The organism is uncultured Imperialibacter sp. (genome assembly GCF_963974565.1).
Classification (GTDB): Bacteria; Bacteroidota; Bacteroidia; order Cytophagales; family Cyclobacteriaceae; genus Imperialibacter; species Imperialibacter roseus.
Genome location: NZ_CAXBCJ010000010.1, coordinates 225,565 through 243,551 on the forward strand (window position 1 = coordinate 225,565; position 17,987 = coordinate 243,551).

Here is a 17,987-nt window from a genome sequence, read left to right on the forward strand (position 1 = left end):
GTATGGCTGGCTAAAGCCTAATTTTCGGGGACACAACTAGTCCTCATTACGGCTGATTTCTAACCAAAACGTGCCCCATCATGAAAGCTTTCTCTCAGTTTCTAAAGGTGTTTGTACCGCTCTCCATTTTGTTTGCAGCAACGAGCTGCGAAAAAGAGGATCCTTCGATAGTACCAGTGTTGGTCACCGCAGAAATAAAAGCCATTACTAAAACCACTGCTATAGCTGGTGGCGATGTTTCGAGCGATGGCAACGAGGAAATTACTGCCCGGGGCGTCGTGTGGAGCCTCGCCGCAGGGCCAGATATAACCCTTTCTACAAAAACAAGTGAAGGCGGCAGTATTGGCTCCTTTACCTCCGAATTGACGGAGCTGCAACCAGGCACAAAATACTTTGTGCGGGCCTATGCCACAAATAGTGTAGGCACGGCTTATGGCAACGAGGTTACCTTTGAAACCCTGCCCCTGCAATTGCCAGTAATACAAACCAACGAAGCAACCAATATCACCTTTCAGTCCGCGACACTGGTGGGAGTGATCTCCAGCGCAGGCGTTGGTGAAGTGACTGAACGTGGGATAGTGTATGGCACAACAGCACTCCCCACAACTGCCAACGCTAAGGTTTCAGCCGGCACGGGCATCGGCGAATTCTCTGTAGAACTGATCGGCCTGGAGCCCGAAACAAAGTACTTCGCAAGAGCATATGGCATCAATTCGGATGGTACCAGCTATGGCAGCCAGGTGACCTTCGAAACAAGTGCTTTGCAGTCCCCCACAGTCACCACAGGGGAGGCGACCGAGATCAGTTTCTACAGTGCCAGGGCCGTTGGTACGGTCACTTCCGAAGGAACAAGCCCAGTGACCACCCGAGGCTTTGTTTACAGCACCTCACCCAACTCCACAACAGGCACCAACCTAAGCGTTGGCAATGGAACGGGGAGCTTCACCGCCGATCTTACAGGTCTTGAACCAGACACGAAGTACTATATCAAGACATTTGCAACCAGCAGCCATGGTACTGGCTATGGCACCGAAACGTCGTTCACAACCAAAGCACTTGTGCCGGTGCCCGAATCCTTCTCAGGCAACTGGTACAACGTGGCAGGTACGTGGATATGGACCATTGCCGAAAACACCACCGGCAAATACATCCGAACCAACAATGTTTTCTACTACTACCAGCCTTCGGACGTTGACTTCGCCGACAATGCCTACGTGATCAATGGCACCTCCTCCACTGGCGCCACCAAAACAGCCTACCTGAAACAAGGAGCGGATACCAATAAAATCACCATTTCGACCACATCCGCAACTTCTGGTTTTATTGAATACGGTCAAGTGGTAGGGCGAACAGTAAAAAGGGTCACTCATGCGACAGGGTCGTTTCAGGCCACCACCGGGACTGCCTGGGTTGAAAAAAATGAAGCCGGAACAATTACCTTTAACTTCACCGAGATATCAAGAGACGACTGGTCAGTGTACTTGCGGGACAACGACGGAAGAGGAAACCTGCAAATAGACGTACACTTTAAAAAAACTTTCTGGACGCCAACAGGTGGTTCAAAAGCTGAATTATATCCTCTCACGGGCATGTTCAACAACTAGTAAAACGCTGCTACAAGTTCCTTTCGTACAAAGGAACATAGTGTCGATTCGACGGCCTCAACTGACGCAGCTTCATACAAAGATAATGTTGTTTAAAGTTGTCTGGCGGGTTATTCCCCTCTTTTGGAGGGGGTAACCCGCACTGACAAAGATCATCCAAAGCAACACCGACCTTTTCATTGAGCCGCTTTCCTTCTACAGTATTTAAGCCGTAAGAATCAATTTTTCGTCAGAAATTGGCAGTAAATTAAAGGCCTATGAAAGGAAAGTATCAACCAGTTCATCCGCTTCTCCCGGTTGCAGGCACCGATCTGAAAACGTAATCTGTTTCGAATAAAATTCGTCAGGCGCACGCTAATAATTACTATCGATGGAAAAACTTTTTCAATACACCGGCAAAGACCTCCAGAATATCACGATGGACGAGTGGCTGACAAGCAAATCGCTTTCGCTGCGACCTATTGCCTCCAGATGGTTTGATGAAATCAAAAATTGTGGAGACGATGTGCAGGACATTTTTCACGATGGTCATCCAATAGGTTGTGTGGATCATGCGCCCTTCGCTTATGTTGATGCATACAGCGCTCACATAAACGTCGGTTTTTTTTACGGAGCTTTTTTGCCCGACAGATTTGGCTTGCTCGAAGGAAGCGGGAAGAGAATGCGGCACGTCAAAATAAGGCCCAACGAGCCCTGCAATGAATCAGCAATCGCCGCCCTTATTGAAGCAGCCTACGAGGATATTAAAAGGCGGTTGTACTAAACTGTGGCAGCACAAATTACCTATCTTCCTTTAGAAAAATGAAGCAATAAATTTCAGCATACAACCAAAACCAGTCGCTGGCAGGCATGCATGCAGATTTGTGACTCGCTGGCTTTAGCCATCGAAAAAGGCCTGGCAAAGGAGAAAAGCAAGATTTGACAAGCCCACTTTGTTTGGCTACTCAACGAAAACGCTATCGTGGGCACAACAAGCGAAAGGCTGGGATCAAGGCTGATGTTTGGGAGCGGTGCCGGTTTTGACGAGGATGACCTGAACGTCAGAGGTCAGAAGTTCACAAGCTGCTTGAGCGGTTAAAGTGAAACACAGGCATCGTCTTTGTTTGGTCCGTGATCACAATCAGCAGAAGCGAGCATGTGTAAGCGTGACGGCTTGGTGAAATCCCACGATATTGCTTAAATAAATCCTACTAGTTTGGTTTACGCCGCAATTAATAATCTTCACATAAAACATGGCAAATACATAGTCGATTGAAAGTATAAGAAATCAAATTTCATCCATAGTTGAAGACTATGGGGTTTCAATCCAGTCAATTGATAAACTGGCGACTCTTTTAAAGCAATTTGCCGGGGACGAGGACTTCTGGATGAGCAGGTATAAACCGGCTGATAGAAATGAGGAATTGCTATATGAAATCACCATTGACAAGCTTTCGGGAATAGCACTTTATTTGGTGTCCGACGCTTCAGGAGTTGAGAGCCCTCCCCATATTCATCACACCTGGGCGATAATTGCCGGGATAAGCGGTGTAGAATTAAATCGCCTCTACACCATTACAAACCATGAAAAAATGAAAGTGAATGAAGTAAAAACTGTGTCGGTAGGTTCTGGAGAAGTGATTACCATGGCCGACGATGACGTTCACTCAACAGAAGTGGTTGGGCATCAATCGACCTACCACCTGCATTTGTATGGCTGCGATTTGAAGTCATTACCTGCTTTTAGCAAAAGAATATTTAGTGTAGAATAAAGCACCGGGCGACTACGTCGTCCAGCTCCTGGTGTGAGTTTCTTTTTCTGTCGTAATATTATTCAATCCTCAACAAACCCTGCCTCAGTATGCGTGAAGACATGTATGCTCCCTGCCTGGTGCCAAAATCAATTTTTTACACCCATTCAACATCACTAGTTATTTTTTAGAAATTGGATGTAAATTAACCAGTCAATAGACAAGAATAGGTACCTTCCCATATCCAACTATCCTACAATCAAACCATTGAATGATGGAACCGGCATTCGAAAAAGTAATTACCTCTGAGCAGGAACTCCGTGACATCATGGGATACCCCAGCGAAATAGTTACCCGAAAAACAATCAATTATATCGACGAGCACTGTCAGGTTTTTATTGAGAAATCACCATTCATTACCATAGCCACCTCCGACTTGAAGGGTAATTTAGATGTATCCCCAAAAGGCGACCCTGCTGGGTTTGTGAAAATATTGAGTGATAAAATGCTGGCTATTCCCGATCGGCCAGGAAACCACAAAGCTGACACGTTAACCAACATCATTCAAAACCCCAACATAGGGTTGATCTTTCTGATTCCCGGCATCAAAGAAACCCTGAGAGTAAATGGAGAGGCTAAAATAGTGACTGATGAAAAGGTTTTGGAGCTATTATCCTGCCAGGGTAAAAAACCGGGATTTGCTATCATTGTAATAGTGAAAGAGGCATTTATGCACTGCGCCAAATGTATCATCAGGTCTAACTTGTGGACAACAGTTGATGAAAGACAAGAACGCTCTATTGCCACCCTGGGCAAAGCCCTGGTTGACCATGGAAAACTTGATATCTCGTCCGAAGAACTGGATGAGATGATAAAAGACGATGAAAAAACGAATTTGTATTAGAATCGCAATCTATCGGTAGCCACCTGGTGCAAAGCCGCCGCTTGTGCTTGAGCCCTATGTCGGGTTCTCATGTGTGTCTTCACACATTTTCCAGACCTCCGTACCCAATTAAAGGGGTTACTCTGTCCGGAAGCACAAGAGTAACCCCTTTAATTTTGCCGGAGACGCTGGCTACTTCTGCCATCTTTCAGAATTTGGTGGTAGATTAACCAAATCATAAAAAAGGGACATGGATCGACCTATGCCCGGATATTGGTAAAAATTAGAACGATGAGAAAAACGATACTATTCATTATTGCATTGGCATTTAGTTCGTCAGTGTTTGGACAAACAACAGGCGAACAATATGCTGATGACGTAAAATCAATAAGTGCCATCATAGATGCCTACTATGATGTGATTTCAGGCTCAAGTGAAAAGCCCTGGCAATTTGAAAGGGATAGTTACATTCATTCGCAAAATGCTGTCATTACAAAATTAGATGAAAATGGGAATGTGGAATCACACTCATTAGAGGCAGAATACATTCCGCTGTTATTATCAACCAAAGAGGATTTTTACGAAAAAGAGCTCAAAAGAGAAGTTAGTCACTTTGGAAACATCGCTCAGGTATGGAGTGCTTTTGAAGTGAGAACTGACCTGAATACTGCTTCAGACATCAGAGGATTGAATAGCATCCAACTTCATTTTGAAAAAGGCAGATGGTGGATAGACAGCTGGACAAGTGAAATGGAGTCTGACAAGAACTCTTTGGTAACAGATTTTCTGACGAACGAATAAAACGTTTGTCAGGCGGCCGTGAGCCACCCACCACCACCTGCCGCAAAGCGCCCGCCGGGCAGAGTAGACCGGCCAGCTCAGGCTTGCGCTTAATCCCTACATCCCGTCCTTATGTGTGTCTTCACACATTTTCCAGCGCATTGTCACCAAGTAACCTATAGCCCTCGGCTCGGAAGTAACAGCGGCCACCAGATAACCTACCCTTGCTAGCAAAAAGCATACAGCTGTCCGTTCGAAACTAGTCGCTGTCACCAAAAAGCATACCCGTGCCTCCAAAAACATAACAGCTGCCTGCCCGGAGTTAACAGGTGTGACCAAAAAGATGACAGCTGTCACAAAAATCAGGGAGAGGGGGTATCTGGAAGGGGGGTACCCCCCTCTGCGAGGGGGTAGAAGGCACTTTTTTGTGCGTTTGCGGTTTACATAGCTCCGTACAGTAATCAAAAAACGAAGTGGGTTCGGTAAAAAGATGAACAGGTTCGGTAAAATGGTAGGCTAGCTTCGTTCGGAAGGAGGAGGGTGTCGTGAAAAAGGTGAACCCTCTCGGTTCGAAAAAGAAATGGTTCAGTAAAAAGACGAACCAGTCCGGTAAAATGCGAGCACAGTTCTCTTCGGAAGGAAGAGAGTGTCGTGAAAAAGGTGAACTAGGTCGGTTCGGAAGGGAAATGGTTCGGCAAAAAGATGAACCAGTTCGGCTCTGAAGTGGGTAAGTTCGGTTGCGAGGTGGGGGTACCTACTTCAGAATGGTTGAAAAGGTTTTTTTTGGATGGAAATGGATTGCGCCGAACCCCAACTTCCATGAATTGATGTAAATTGATAGATTAACAATGGAGGAAGTTTCTCGGACATTATTCATTGGGCTGAATTAATCAAAAATGAAGATCGTTTCATGGAACTGTAATGGCGCATTTAGAAGAAAGTTTGAGCATATCTCAAAACTCAATGCGGATATTTACATTATCCAGGAGTGTGAAGACCCTACTCAATCCAACCACTCCGGCTATATGGAGTGGAGTAGAAACTACCTGTGGATCGGAGATTCAAAAAACAAGGGATTGGGCATATTCGCCAAATCAGAAATTGAGATCACAAAACTAGACTGGCCCAATACCTTCAGGGATCATTCAGTGAAATACTTTTTGCCCTGCGATGTAAACAAAGAATTCCAACTATTGGGTGTTTGGGCTCACAGCAACAAGTCTCCCAACTTTGGATATATCGGGCAATTCTGGAAATACCTTCAAACCAATTTCGAATTGTTTGATAAGATCATCATCGCCGGGGACTTCAACAGTAATGCCATCTGGGATGAATGGGATCGCTGGTGGAACCATACCGATGTGCTTAACACTCTTCAGAAAAAAGGCATTGTGAGCCTCTACCACCTAATGAGAGGTGAAGAGCAAGGGAAAGAAATTACACCCACATTCTTCCTTCAAAAGAACCCGGGCAAGCCTTACCATATAGATTATTTCTTTGCAAGTGAAGACTTCCAGGCGCCAAAGCAATTTCAGATCGAATCTCATGAAAAATGGATTAGAATCAGCGATCATGTTCCATTGGTTTTGGAAACCTGAAATGGAAAATAAAAAGCATCTTTGCATGAGGTAATTAATACTCTTTTACCTTAGAATCCCCGTTAGAATAAATTTTAAGATATTCGTATTAGATTGAATGACAATAAAAAACGAATAGCACCTTTATCTCACTTGATTATTCACTATGGACAAATTCTTCAAGTTTAAATATGACGACCTTTTCAATCCGACCTTAAGGGCTCTGAAAAATTTGGGTGGATCGGGTGCAGTCAGCGAAATTGAGGAACAGGTGATTTCAATCCTTAATCTGTCCGAAGCAGCGGTTAATGAAATTCATCGAGAAAGCACTACAAAACTTACTTATCGTCTTGCTTGGGCCCGCAATTACCTAAAACGGTACGAACTACTTGAAAACTCAGCCAGAGGTGTTTGGGCTTTGACCGAGGCAGGCCAAAACACGACAGAGGTTGATAAAGAAAAGGTCAAAAAAGTAGTTGTCAAAAAAGATAAAGAGGAACGATCCAAAAAGGAGCTTAAGCCGAAGGATGAACCAGAACTAAAAGAGAAAACCGAAGAGTTAGAAGAATTCAGTTGGCAAGATTCGTTAATTGAGACCATGCGAGGAATTCATCCTGATCAATTTGAGCGGCTTTGTCAACGTCTATTAAGGGAGCTAGGATTTGTGAATGTTGAAGTCACCGGCCGGACAAATGACGGAGGAATTGACGGTAAAGGAATTATCAAACTGGGAGGAGTGCTGTCTTATCACGTTGTTTTCCAAGCCAAACGTTATCAAGGTTCGGTTTCCTCTTCTGTAATCAGAGATTTCAGAGGTGCAATGAGTGGAAGAGCAGATAAGGGATTAATACTTACAACCGGAAGCTTTTCGAGAGAAGCAAAAAAAGAAGCAACACGAGACGGGGCAACTCCAATCGACTTGATTGACGGAAATGAATTTGCAGAAAGACTGAAGGAATTGGGGTTAGGAGTTACGGTAGAAATGGTTGAAGAAGTAAAAATAAAATCTGACTGGTTCAAGAATTTGTAGCTCAGCGCTAATGCAGCCTGAGTCTTGTATTATTCCTACTAATTGGTTGTGCAGCAGCCACGGACGCTTGAACTAATGCGGAGTCATCCCCACCACCCAATTCTCTGCGCCACCTCCCCCATTTTTCTTACATTGAAGCCATATTAATCGACAAATCAAGCGATGGCTCAACCAAAAACACCTTCAACCATGAGAAAGCATATCAATTATTGGGCTCTGCTATTGTTCCTGCTGCCCGGCAGCGTTTTGGCCCAAACCCGGCCGGACGCAGCGGCCATCAACGCCTCGCCCAACTACGGCAAGTCGGTAGCAGTGTTTGGCGGCTCGGTGTCGGTGATTCCGCCCAGCGACAGTGCCAAAGTACTATGGGAACGACAGCTGGGCATGAAAATCACCAACTACGGCGTGCCGGGTGCAGGCTTTTCATCGCTACAGGGCAAGTCGCTGCAGCAGCAGGTAGATGAAGCCGGTGTGTTCGACATCTACATCCTGTGGGCCTCTACGAACGACTACACCAACAACCGGGCGGTAGGCACCTACACCGACTACACCGAGTTTGACGGCTACGACCAAACAAAGCTCATCACCCAGGCAGGCGGCATCAACTATTGCATCAAGAAAATCTACGAACTCAACCCAAAGGCCACTATCTACTTTTTCACCTCCAGCAAAGCCTTTAACGACAGAGGAGCCTACGATCCGTTTTATCCAACGGGCATGGCGGAGCATGTGAACATGCAAAAGAAGGTCTGTGAACTCCATGGCATCCCCTACCTCGATCAGTTTACACTGGGCGGCTACAACGTCTACAACAAAGACTTGTACTACCACGACCCCATCCACATGAACGCCCTGGGCTACAAAAAGCTGGGCGAGCTACAGGTAGCATTTCTGGCCTTTCCGTAGCAATTAAAGAGGTTACTCTCTGCTCCCATGCAAGTGTAACCTCTTTAATGGGACTGCCTGTGTTCTGCTATGTGCTGTTCTGCCGTGTGTTGTTTTGGCAGGTGTCTCACATGCCACTTCGGCACTCCCGGCTTCTGCTGTTCTGGCGTGTGTCTCACACGACAGCATTCCCATGCCTCCGCACCCACAAAAATCACCTCAACTGCTGACACAGGTCATGATGTGGCCGGTGGATAAATGCCAGATTTACCCAACAAACCACATCAGTCATGAACACGATAATTATAGCCACCGATTATTCACCCGCCGCCACTAACGCACTTCAATATGCCGCCAACCTGGCGTCGGTTGTCAAAGCCGACCTGGTGCTTTTCAATTCTTACCACCTCAGCCCCCATGCTGCCAACGGCCTTGTTAGCCCCACCGCCATAGAGCAGATGATCGACCACAACAACAGCGACCTGCAAAAGCTGGCGAACGAAACCGCCAAAAAATACGGACTGAAAGTGAGCTGGGTCAGCAAAACGAGTGATACTATTGGAGAGCTGTCGCAATTCGCTGCTGATCGTAACGCCGACCTGGTAGTAATGGGCATGGAGACCAACCTGATAGAATACGAACTGTTTGGCAATACCACCACGGCAGCTATCAAGCGACTGAATTGCCCGGTGCTGGTGGTGCCAGGCAACGCCCCTTTCAAGGGCATAGGAAAAATTCTGTATGCCTATGAGCACACCTGCCTCGACCAGGACAATCACCTTGATTTGATGAAGGAAATTGCCCGGAAGTTCGCCGCAGAGCTACAGGTATTCCATGTAGACACCAAAGCAAAGGCTGGGGCTGCCGTGGCCGTTGAAGATGAGATGATCAGTGCTGTAGATAACCTTCTGGAGGATGTTGATCATTCATACAGCGTTATCGGGAGTTCAAAAATTGGCGAAGGCATCGTCAAGGGAGTAGAGGCATTTCAGGCCGACTTGCTGGTGATGGTGCCTCACAAAACCGGCTTTCTGGAGTCGCTACTAAAAGGCAGCAACACCCGCAGCATGACACTAAAGACCAGAGTGCCATTGCTGGTGCTGCCCAATGCCAACATGAATTAGGCGTTGGTCCGCAAGGCAAGAATTAAAGGGGTTACTCTGTGCTCCGCCACAAGAGTAACCCCTTTAATGTCCGGACATGGCGCACGATTATTGGAAACCAGCCGAGGCTTTTTAGCTTCTTTCCGCTGCCAATACCAGCAAACAAACCACAATCAGGCAGCTATATTCTACGCCGCCACTGCTGGGCCCTACCACATACCAGCCGTTCGGTAAATGCACCAGAAAAATGCCCGGCACAATCACCAGCAGCCAGGTCAGACTGATCCATTTCTGAAAGAAACCAAGGGCAAGCGTTGCTCCAGCCGCCAGCTCAAACAGGGTAATGCTCCAGGCAATAGGCGTGCCTATCATCAGCCCTAGCGAATCAAGGTAACCACCGAAGTCAGCCACCGTGCCGTAGTAGAGCCGTTGAAAGCCATGAGCCATCATAATGATGCCGACCATGATGCGCAAAGCAAGGAGCGCATGCCGCTGTGAAATAAATGCTGCCATAAATGGAGGAGTTGTTCGGCTTTTAACACTTGTATGCCCAACTTCCCTCATGGGCAGGATGCTGTTGTTTGTAATTGAGCGGCTCCAGGCAGCCATCTTCTCAGCGCCATACATATAACTTTGCGTCAACCTTGCTGGAACTTTGCAGACAATCCCTTAATATCATTCTGTCAAACACTCACTGCAATGAAAAAAAGGACTCATCAACCACTCATTTTACTGCTTTCACTGGTCATCTCGATCGTTCTTCTACACCCGGTCATCGCATTTCAACAGGACTCACTCAAGGCCCTCACGTCCACCGACTTCGGTCAGTGGGAAAGCTTGGGCAACGACGGGCAGCTGTCGGCCAATGGCGCCTGGCTGGTGTATCATATCGACAGAAACAACAAGGAAAACGAACTCCGCCTCCACAACCTGACCAACGAGAAAGTCAGAGTGTTGAAGGAAGGCACCGACGCCGCTTTTTCTGGTGACAACCAATGGCTGGGCTACCTCATCAACCTGCCGGAAGCCGAACGCAAGAAGCTGGAGAAAGACAAGAAGCCTGTGCATACCAGCTTCGGATTGATCAACCTGGCAACGAGCGACAGCGTGGTAGTGAAAGAAGTGGCTGGGTTCGATTTCAGTGATAATGGTCAGTTCGTGGTGTTGAAAAGGTACGGCAGCGGAAAAGGAAATGATATTGTGGTGAGAAACCTCGCCACCAGCAAAGATTTCAGCTTTGGCAATGTGGCCGAATACAAATGGCAGGACAAAGGCATGCTGCTGGCCATGGCCATGGAAACAGCAGGCAAAGAAGGCAACGGTATCCAGCTTTTCGATGGCAAAACCAACACGGTAAGGCTATTGCATAGTGCCGCCGCCTACTACAAAGGACTCAGCTGGCGCAAAAACAGCGACGACCTGGCCGTGTACCAGTCGGTGACTAATGAGGACTACGAAGACTCCACGCACATCGTTCTCGCCTGGAAAAAGCTGGCAGGTACCACTTCGCCCACCCTTACCTTTGATCAGATGACCATCCCTGATTTTCCGGCTAACTCCCGCATCGTCAGCAATTCGAATTTGAGATGGAATAAGGACGGTAGCTCCGTCTTTTTCGAAACCATGACCTGGCTGAAGAAGCCCTCCAAAAAAGACGAAAGCGAAGAAACAACACCCGACCCGGAAAAGGAAGCCCTGTACGAAGAGGCGCCGGCGCTGGAGATTTGGAACAGTAGCGATGTGCACGTAATCCCTGAGCAAAAACAGCTGGCAGAACGAAAAAGGCTGCAGAGCTACCTGGCCGTGTGGCATCTGACAGGCAACAAGTTTGTGCAGCTGGGGGATGACCTCACGGAGGAAACCCTGTGGCAGAAGGACGTGTCGATAGTTCTCGGTCTCGACGAAACGCCCTATGAGTTTGACGGCATGTTTGGCCGATCCAATGCCGACGTTTACACGATCGACAGCCAAACCGGCCAAAAACAAAAGATCCTGGAGCAGGTAAACCGCCTCTACAATGTAAGCTCCGATGGTAAAACGGTGGTTTACCTCAAAGATGACAACTACCATGCTTTCAACTTCCAGTCGGGCAAAAGTATCAACCTCACAGGCAGCCTCTCTGCCTCATTTGTTGATAAGGAAGACGACCACCCGGTAGAACAAAAGCCGCCTTACCGCTTCGTCGGCTGGGATGCAGCTGGCACCACTGTCTACGTGCATTCGAAATACGACATCTGGTCGCTCAAAGTGGACGGTTCCAAAGCGACCAACCTGACCAACGGAGCGCAGGACAAAACCATCAGCCGCTTTGTTTCCATCGATAATGATCAGGAGTACATCGACCTCAAGCAGCCGATGTACATCCACCAAACTGGCGAATGGAGCAAGAAAGAGGGCTATGCTGTGCTAAGCCAGGGCAAACTCAAAAGCCTTTGCTGGGATGATATGCGGGCCACTCGCCTGATCAAAGCCAAAGAGGCCGCTACCATAGCCTACGTACTGGAGAGCTTTGAAGACTCTCCCGACTATTTCGTTTCCAAAAACGGCAGTAGCGAAGGCAGTCAGGTATCTGCCACCAATCCATTTCAAAAAGACTACCGATGGGGCAAAGCCGAGCTCATTGAATACGCCAATGCCAACGGCGTCAAACTTCAGGGTTCTCTGTTCTATCCCGATGACTATGAGCCAGGTAAAAAATATCCGATGATCACCTATGTGTATGAGTTTCTGTCGCAAAACATTCATCGCTACATCGCCCCCTCGCAGTGGCATTACTACAACCACCGGGTGTGGACAAGCCAGGGCTACTTCGTGTTGCAGCCCGACATTCTTTTCGATGCGGGAGACCCCGGCATCTCTTCTACCAAAACCATGGAGATCGCTGTGAAAACTGTAGTTGACAAAGGCCTGGTCGACCCTAAAAAAGTAGGACTCGTAGGGCATTCATGGGGCGGCTATCAGGCAGCCTTTGCAGCCACCAACACCAAGATCTTCGCTGCTATTGTGGCAGGAGCCGGGTTAACAGACCTGGTGAGCATGTACGGCATGGTGGCCTGGTCGTTTGGAGGTACACCCGAAAATTACCATTTCGAGGTAAGCCAGGAGCGCATGATGGTGCCGCCATGGAGAAACATCGATGGCTACATGCGCAACTCGCCGGTGATGAACATCGATAATATGACAACACCTCTCCTTTTCGAAGTGGGAGACGCCGACACCAACGTGGACTGGCGGCAAGGCATAGAAATGTACAATGCTGCCCGCCGGGCCGACAAAGAGATGGTGCTGTTGGTGTATGCCAAAGAAGGCCATGGCTTGAGAGAAGACAAAAACCGCTATGACTACCAAAACAGAATTTTGCAATGGTTTGGCCATTACCTCAAAGGACACCCTGCCAAAGACTGGATAAAACAAGGCCTGCCCTACACGGAACAGCAAAGGCAGTTGGAGCAGTGGAAGAAGTAGGTGCATTCAAATCGCCTAAAACCTCTCATCCGGTGTACTCCCTCAGAGTCCTCTGCGAGAGACTCTGAGGGAATCAGTGGAAGAAGTAAACACCCCCTGCCCAACCCTACCTCCGAGTCCTGTAGGGACGGCATATCGGTACACCAACGCTTCTTCACCGCACAACCTAGTCCCATCGGGGCGGCATATCGGTACCAAAAGGCCTGGAAAAAGCCACAATTCCCGTAAGACACCACACAATAGCGCCGACCAATCTATTCTGAAAAGAAATGAACCACACCTCACAATCCTTCTTTGCTTTAAAAGCAGGCCACCTTACATTTGAATAAAGAACCGAACCAACCGACATGAAAAGAATTAGCCTCTACCTCTTTGCAGCCATCCTCTTCGCTTCCTCTTGCAGCCAGCAAAACAATCCGGACGACACCAAACCCCTTCCCCGTATCGCCATCGCAGGCCTGGCCATTGAGTCGAGCACTTTCTCCCCCGCACTTACCGACGAGGCAATGTTCCGGGCAAGGGTAGGCAACGACGTTTTTTCTTTCTACTCATTTCTCAATCCGGACTCGCTTGACAGAAAAAGAGCCAACTGGATTCCTACCCTCAGGGCCCACGCCATTCCCGGCGGCGCCGTGACGAGGGAAGCCTACGAATCGTTGGTGGGCAAAACGCTGACGATGCTGAAAGACAGCCTGCCTTACGACGGCCTTTTCTTCGATATCCACGGTGCCATGAGTGTGGTGGGCCTCGACGATCCCGAGGGAGATTTCATCACCAGAGTGCGGGAAGTGGTCGGCTATGAAACAATCATCTCCACGTCGATGGACCTCCACGGCAACGTATCAAAAACGCTGGCCCAAAACAGCGACATCATCACCTGCTACCGCATGGCACCTCATGAAGATTCGAGGGAGTCGGACAAACGGGCAGTAGAAAACCTGCTGGAGAGGATTGAAAGCGGCAAAGGCAAGCCAGCTTATAAAGCATGGATTCCGGTGCCAATTTTGCTGCCAGGCGAAAAAACCAGCACCAGGGTTGATCCCGGCAAAAGCTTGTATGCCAAAGTGGCTCCGGCGGCGGATCAGGAAGGCATTGTAGATGCAGCCATCTGGATTGGTTACGCCTGGGCGGATGAGCCCCGCAACCACGCCGTGGTGATGGTGACCGGCGACGACAAGGCCAAGGTCACCAGCACCGCTGAGTCATTAGCCAATGCCTTCTGGGAAGTAAGAAATGAGTTTGAGTTCATTGCCCCTACTGCCACGCTGAAAGAAAGCCTCGACATGGCCATTGCCAGCGACAAGCATCCTTTCATGATCAGCGACATGGGCGACAACCCCACAGCAGGTGGCGCAGGTGACGTTACCTGGACGCTGGCCCAAATACTCGCCCGGCCGGAGTTCAAATCAGCCGATGGCCCTTCTTTGATCTACGCCTCCATTCCCGGGCCTGAGTTTGTGGAGAAGGCAGTTGCCGCTGGCGTTGGCGGCAAGGTATCCGGCACCGCAGGGGCAGCGGTTGACGCTCGTTTTTCACCCCCTATTCAGCTCACCGGAACAGTAACCGCCATCGAAACAGGAGACGCCAGTGCAGAAACAGAAGTCGTGGTGAAAATCGGCAGCGTGAGCGTGATAGTGACTAAAAAGCGCAAGCCTTACCACAGGGAAAGCGACTTTACCAACCTGGGCCTCAATCCCCGTGCATCAGACATTGTTGTGGTGAAAATCGGTTACCTGGTGCCAGAGCTCTACGACATGCGTGCCGATTGGATCATGGCAACAACACCAGGAGGCGTAGATCAGGCCCTCGAAAGGCTGGAATTCAAAAGAATCAACAGGCCCATGTTCCCATTCGATAAGGATATGGAAGATCCTGATTTGAATGCACAATTGATCCCGCTGTCGGGGAGTAAGTAATTGCATCAAGGCTGGGGAGATTGCCAGGTAAGCTATCGCAGGATCAAAGCGTTTCTCAGCAGGAATGATAGCCAGTGTAAGCTTATCCCCAATAGCGAGTGCTTCCCAGCCAAGTCTCCTTATTAAATCACAGGGCAAACGCATTTAAAACAAAAAGGAGTCAAATTTTTTTCAAAGCTGTTTTTTTACCCCGACCCTTAAGGGTGAAACAGCTTTGAAATTCGTCTTTCCCTTTAGGGCTAGGGTAAAAAGAAGAATTTCGAAGCCAAATGGTTTTAAATGCGTTTGCCCTGTATTAAATCACCGTCTTCTGTTCATTCCGGGAGTTTTTTCGGATATTCACGTAAATCATCATTTCTAATCTGAGCTAAAGATTGCAGCCCCTGAGTGCTTGCCTGCCTGGCTAAGCTACTTTAACCTCGGTGTCGCATTTTTTATCCTTGCAAAACCACGGCCAGACTTTGATGGGCAGGTTGTGATACAATGCCGATAGTAGATTAAACTTTTTCTCAAACATTAGACAATGACTTCTTCTCGTTTCATAACGACAATTTTTGTACTGGCGCTTTTTTCATGTAGCCCCAAAACGCACATCACCAGCTATGTGGAAAAGTCAAAATCAACGGTACTGTATCCTTTTGAGGTGATCTACGCTGATGGCGCCTACTCCCTTGCTGGCAACGAGCCCCTGAAAACCTATGATTTCCTCAACTGGGATGATACGGTGCAGCTTAAAGGAGGCACCTTGCTGCTTGCGCACTATTCGGGTAGCTTCTTCGAGTTTCAGGGCGACACGACCATTAACATCGAGCCGTTCAATTTAAAAGCTGGTTACGAAAAGCCCGGTTACCACTTTGACAACCACGACGGTGTTTCTGGCGACAGCAGGCCTACACTCCGGCATTTGTTTGAAACCGATCAGCACCACGAAATATACGACGCTAACGTACCCTACCTTCAATTTTCACATCCACAACCCTTTAATCTAAAAGTCGGTCCGGTGCAGGAGGTGTGCTTGAGGTGGTGGACCCGAAATCCGAACAGCCAGTCGAATGACTACCAGCTCAGTATTTTGAATGAAGCCAGTGAGCTCCTTGGCACCAAAATAGTAAAAGGCAATACCTACAAATTGAACGTCAGGCAGTATACCAAAAGTGGTGAGTCTAATCGTTTTCAAATAACCGTTCGTGAAATGGGTGAAGGACTTAAGTCGGCCAACAGCATGACGATCATCATCGACAAACCCAACCGGGCGCTGGTTGATGTTTGCGACATAAAAACCGCCATAACCGCACTGGAAACCGCCTATCATCTCGAATACCAGGGCGACACATATGGTGCGCTTAGCATGCATGAGCTCGCAGCAAGCCTTTCTGATCAAGCCATCTACAACGAACTGTTGGTAAATTTCAAGAAGCGATACGGGCTTTAATTTTCAGCCGCAGCTACTCGCAACCTGAACCCGGAATTGTAAAACCGCCAGGATGGTTCAGCTGAGCTTTCCCTGCCTGCCTGAAAGCTTTCCCTTTTTCCAGAGAAAACTCAGGCATGCCAAACCTTATAATTCACTCGTCAACTACAGCAATTTCCAACAACCGTACTAATTGTTTTAGCTTTCAAAGGTGTTATATTGTCCAATCCATTGACTATATTTTTGAAAGCAAAAAAGACATATAAATTAACTTTTGGCATTATTCTCAGCAAAAGTATTATTTCTCTCTCTGTTCTATTTCCTGTTGTAGTAAGCTGTACAGATCCATTTAACCCATCCGTCGATACAGAAACAGCAGACCTTTTTGTGGTAGATGGTTTTGTCAATGCTACAGACTCCACCGCCATTGTCACTCTTTCACATTCCAGGCCATTGACCTCTCGTGGCGTTTTCATCCCAGAAAAAAACGCCCAGGTGATGATTGAATCCTCCGAGGGAGAAAGTTTCTCCCTGCAGGAACAGGACTCGGGTAAATATGCGCTGCAAAACATGCCAGTTAACAAAACAGCATCCTACACTTTGCGAGTGCAGACTGCATCCGGTGCAACCTATACCTCGGAACCTGTCACGGTGAGAAGCACTCCTCCCATCGACAGCCTGACTTACGGACTCTCAAATGACAACCTGGGGCTAAGTATAAGGCTGAACACTCACGATGACACTGGAAATTCCCGGTATTATAGCTGGGAGTATTCAGAAACCTACGAGTATCGTTCTTATTTCAATTCTGGTTTTACCTTTGAAAACAATCAACCTGTGCAGAGAACTGCTGAAGAGGCAGTCAATATATGCTACCTCACCGTTCCTTCCACCAGAATACTACTGGGCACATCAACAGCACTTGCCGAAGACGTTATTCAGGGAGAAGAGCTTACCATTATACCAAAATACTCCCCAAAAATATCCGTTCGCTATAGCATATTAATCAGGCAACGAGTGCTTAGTGCGAAGGAATATGACTATCTATACCAACTTAGGCAGGTAACCGAGAGGCTAGGGACATTCTTTGATCCTCTGCCGGGAGAGGTAATTGGCAACATAAGCCGGGAAGGTGAAGGGTCGGAAGTGATCCTTGGAAATTTCGGCGTAGCAGAAGTTTATGAAGAACGCTTTTTCATAAACAAGGGTGAATTGCCTCTCGACCTTCAGGCCTCCCCAATTACCAAGGGCTGTCAATTGGAGTTTACATGCGACATCAGAATACCAAGAACAACCCCACAGCCTTCCTGCGTCTTTCTCGAAGACATTAGCGACAACGCTATGATAATAGAAGCCGCTTATGATTTAATGGGCAAGCCCTACGCTTATAGCTTTGCACGTGATTATTGTGGAGATTGCAGAACGCAGGGTGGAATCACCACCAAACCAGATTTTTGGTAAGAACCTCAATGCCCTGCTCTTAATGGTTAAATGAGTTCATGTGAAATTGACCGCCTCAAATCTCGTCTGATCTGTTATCTTTAATACCATGAAATAGCCATAAGGAATACCCTACCCAACGGACCGGCGTGGAACGATGAAT

At 47.8% G+C, this 17,987-nt stretch carries 14 protein-coding genes; 13 read left to right on the forward strand and 1 reads right to left on the reverse strand.

From position 1 onward, the window contains the following. The first annotated feature begins 80 nt into the window (after window positions 1-80). The 9 genes from AAC052_RS16115 to AAC052_RS16155 all read left to right on the forward strand — a co-directional run bounded on the left by AAC052_RS16115 (window position 81) and on the right by AAC052_RS16155 (window position 9,613). Entirely contained in the window at window positions 81-1,604 is a 1,524-nt protein-coding gene (locus AAC052_RS16115) for a hypothetical protein (RefSeq protein WP_339814542.1), read from the forward strand. 370 nt (window positions 1,605-1,974) lie between these two features. Further along, entirely contained in the window at window positions 1,975-2,367 is a 393-nt protein-coding gene (locus tag AAC052_RS16120; protein WP_339814545.1) for a DUF1801 domain-containing protein, read from the forward strand. Window positions 2,368-2,971: 604 nt separating this feature from the next. After that, a complete protein-coding gene (locus tag AAC052_RS16125) occupies window positions 2,972-3,355 on the forward strand; it encodes a hypothetical protein (protein ID WP_339814548.1) in 384 nt (127 codons plus the stop codon). Between the two features lie 250 nt (window positions 3,356-3,605). Beyond that, a complete protein-coding gene (locus tag AAC052_RS16130) occupies window positions 3,606-4,238 on the forward strand; it encodes an MSMEG_1061 family FMN-dependent PPOX-type flavoprotein (protein ID WP_339814549.1) in 633 nt (210 codons plus the stop codon). Between the two features lie 270 nt (window positions 4,239-4,508). After that, window positions 4,509-5,018: a hypothetical protein gene (locus AAC052_RS16135; RefSeq protein WP_339814552.1), complete on the forward strand. Its 510-nt coding sequence runs from the start codon at window positions 4,509-4,511 to the stop codon at window positions 5,016-5,018. Between the two features lie 875 nt (window positions 5,019-5,893). Then, window positions 5,894-6,595, forward strand: a complete 702-nt coding sequence (locus AAC052_RS16140; protein WP_339814554.1) for an endonuclease/exonuclease/phosphatase family protein — start codon at window positions 5,894-5,896, stop codon at window positions 6,593-6,595. A gap of 145 nt (window positions 6,596-6,740) precedes the next feature. Continuing rightward, window positions 6,741-7,604, forward strand: coding sequence for a restriction endonuclease (locus AAC052_RS16145; protein WP_339814557.1), 864 nt, complete (start codon window positions 6,741-6,743; stop codon window positions 7,602-7,604). Between the two features lie 189 nt (window positions 7,605-7,793). Next, complete coding sequence (locus AAC052_RS16150) at window positions 7,794-8,510, forward strand: SGNH/GDSL hydrolase family protein (RefSeq protein ID WP_339814560.1); 717 nt, start codon at window positions 7,794-7,796, stop codon at window positions 8,508-8,510. A gap of 269 nt (window positions 8,511-8,779) precedes the next feature. After that, entirely contained in the window at window positions 8,780-9,613 is an 834-nt protein-coding gene (locus AAC052_RS16155; protein ID WP_339814563.1) for a universal stress protein, read from the forward strand. Window positions 9,614-9,724: 111 nt separating this feature from the next. Here the strand turns inward: AAC052_RS16155 and AAC052_RS16160 are convergent, their stop codons facing one another. Continuing rightward, window positions 9,725-10,234 carry a DoxX family protein gene (locus AAC052_RS16160; protein WP_339814566.1) on the reverse strand — a complete coding sequence of 170 codons (510 nt, stop codon included), beginning with the start codon at window positions 10,232-10,234 and terminating at the stop codon, window positions 9,725-9,727. Between the two features lie 57 nt (window positions 10,235-10,291). On the opposite strand from AAC052_RS16160, the gene AAC052_RS16165 reads away from it, so the two are divergent. From AAC052_RS16165 to AAC052_RS16180, 4 genes are all read left to right on the forward strand, one after another. Beyond that, window positions 10,292-13,057, forward strand: coding sequence for a prolyl oligopeptidase family serine peptidase (locus AAC052_RS16165; RefSeq protein ID WP_339814569.1), 2,766 nt, complete (start codon window positions 10,292-10,294; stop codon window positions 13,055-13,057). A gap of 347 nt (window positions 13,058-13,404) precedes the next feature. Then, window positions 13,405-14,973 (forward strand): M81 family metallopeptidase, encoded by a 1,569-nt coding sequence (locus AAC052_RS16170; protein ID WP_339814572.1) that lies wholly within the window; start codon window positions 13,405-13,407, stop codon window positions 14,971-14,973. A 523-nt stretch (window positions 14,974-15,496) separates the two neighbouring features. Next, window positions 15,497-16,405: a hypothetical protein gene (locus AAC052_RS16175; protein WP_339814574.1), complete on the forward strand. Its 909-nt coding sequence runs from the start codon at window positions 15,497-15,499 to the stop codon at window positions 16,403-16,405. Window positions 16,406-16,627: 222 nt separating this feature from the next. Then, window positions 16,628-17,845 carry a DUF4249 domain-containing protein gene (locus tag AAC052_RS16180; RefSeq protein ID WP_339814577.1) on the forward strand — a complete coding sequence of 406 codons (1,218 nt, stop codon included), beginning with the start codon at window positions 16,628-16,630 and terminating at the stop codon, window positions 17,843-17,845. Window positions 17,846-17,987: the final 142 nt, after the last annotated feature.

Excerpts from the sequence above, each read along its gene's own strand:
- AAC052_RS16115 (WP_339814542.1), top strand. The coding sequence starts at position 81 with ATGAAAGCTTTCTCTCAGTTTCTAAAGGTGTTTGTACCGCTCTCCATT.
- AAC052_RS16120 (WP_339814545.1), top strand. The coding sequence starts at position 1,975 with ATGGAAAAACTTTTTCAATACACCGGCAAAGACCTCCAGAATATCACG.
- AAC052_RS16125 (WP_339814548.1), top strand. The coding sequence starts at position 2,972 with ATGAGCAGGTATAAACCGGCTGATAGAAATGAGGAATTGCTATATGAA.
- AAC052_RS16130 (WP_339814549.1), top strand. The coding sequence starts at position 3,606 with ATGATGGAACCGGCATTCGAAAAAGTAATTACCTCTGAGCAGGAACTC.
- AAC052_RS16135 (WP_339814552.1), top strand. The coding sequence starts at position 4,509 with ATGAGAAAAACGATACTATTCATTATTGCATTGGCATTTAGTTCGTCA.
- AAC052_RS16140 (WP_339814554.1), top strand. The coding sequence starts at position 5,894 with ATGAAGATCGTTTCATGGAACTGTAATGGCGCATTTAGAAGAAAGTTT.
- AAC052_RS16145 (WP_339814557.1), top strand. The coding sequence starts at position 6,741 with ATGGACAAATTCTTCAAGTTTAAATATGACGACCTTTTCAATCCGACC.
- AAC052_RS16150 (WP_339814560.1), top strand. The coding sequence starts at position 7,794 with ATGAGAAAGCATATCAATTATTGGGCTCTGCTATTGTTCCTGCTGCCC.
- AAC052_RS16155 (WP_339814563.1), top strand. The coding sequence starts at position 8,780 with ATGAACACGATAATTATAGCCACCGATTATTCACCCGCCGCCACTAAC.
- AAC052_RS16165 (WP_339814569.1), top strand. The coding sequence starts at position 10,292 with ATGAAAAAAAGGACTCATCAACCACTCATTTTACTGCTTTCACTGGTC.
- AAC052_RS16170 (WP_339814572.1), top strand. The coding sequence starts at position 13,405 with ATGAAAAGAATTAGCCTCTACCTCTTTGCAGCCATCCTCTTCGCTTCC.
- AAC052_RS16175 (WP_339814574.1), top strand. The coding sequence starts at position 15,497 with ATGACTTCTTCTCGTTTCATAACGACAATTTTTGTACTGGCGCTTTTT.